General features: G+C 73.8%; 1 pseudogene. It reads left to right on the plus strand.

The features are described from left to right. Positions 1-690 (plus strand): annotated as a pseudogene (locus DD1DGNOD_RS18710) (FtsK/SpoIIIE domain-containing protein); the annotation flags it as partial.

Genomic DNA, 690 nt, shown 5'->3' on the forward strand with positions numbered 1-690 from the left:
GTTGCCCGCGCTACCCCGCCTTGTGATGATCTTCGATGAGTTCGCGCGGGTGCTGGAGACGTCCCCGGACTTCCTGCGGGCGCTGGTCAACGTCGCGGCTAAGGGCCGGTCACTCGGCATGCACCTGGTGCTGGCCACCCAGTCGCTGCAGGGCAAACTGTCGGCCGAGCTGAAGAACAACATCGACCTGCGGATCACGCTCCGGCAGAACGAACCGGCCGACAGCGTCGAGGTCCTGGGCGCCCCGGACGCCGCTGCCATCCCCGGCCGGCTGCGTGGCCGCGGCATGATCCTGTGCACGAAGGACGAGACACGGACCCCGCGCCTGTTCCAATCCGGCTACCTGGGTGACCCGCCGCCCGCCGGCGGGGCACAGCCCGCCCGGATCCGGATCGTGGACTGGGTCGCGCTCGGCACCGCCCGCCCCGAGGACCGGACGGACCACGGCGGCGCGGCCACCGACCAGACGCTGACCGTCCGCGCGATCGAGGCCGCCGCGCACAGGCTGGGCCGCCCGGCGCCGTTCCGGCCGTTGCTGCCGCCGCTGCCCGCGGATCTGACACTGGACGACCTGGCGGCAGCCTGGGCCACCGGCGAACCGCCCGCGACAGCCGTCCCGTACGGCCTGGTCGACTCCCCCGACACCCAGGCCCAGCCGCCGGCCGTGCTCGACCTGGCCGGGAGCGACCG

The sequence above is a fragment of the Candidatus Protofrankia californiensis genome, from assembly GCF_900634765.1.
GTDB lineage: Bacteria > Actinomycetota > Actinomycetes > Frankiales > Frankiaceae > Protofrankia > Protofrankia californiensis.